General features: G+C 72.1%; 1 pseudogene. It reads right to left on the bottom strand.

The annotated features are described in order from the left end of the window. Positions 1-40: 40 nt before the first annotated feature. Positions 41-380 (bottom strand): annotated as a pseudogene (locus tag ASG00_RS17565) (tryptophan--tRNA ligase); the annotation flags it as partial.

The following is a 380-nucleotide window of genomic DNA, read 5'->3' on the forward strand; positions in this document are numbered from 1 at the left end:
GAACGCCGCGCGCGCGTCCTGACGCGCCGCGGCGGGTGGCTCACCGGCGGCGCAGCAGGCCGATCTTGTCGTAGACCGCGTCGAGGGTCGCGTCGGCGACGGATGCCGCACGCTCGGCGTTGGCCGCGAGCACCCGGTCGAGCTCGGCCTCGTCGGACAGCAGCGCCAGCGCACGCTCGCGCACCGGACCGAACTCCGACACCACGACCTCGGCGAGGCCCTTCTTGAAGTCGCCGTAGCCACGACCCGCGTACTCGTCCTCGATCGAGGGGATCTGGCGTCCGGTGAGGGCCGCGTAGATCACGAGCAGGTTCGAGACGCCGGGCTTGTTCTCCCGGTCGTAGCGCACCGAGCCCTCGGAGTCCGTCACCGCGCGCATG

Source organism: Microbacterium sp. Leaf351 (assembly GCF_001423825.1).
Classification (GTDB): domain Bacteria; phylum Actinomycetota; class Actinomycetes; order Actinomycetales; family Microbacteriaceae; genus Microbacterium; species Microbacterium ginsengisoli.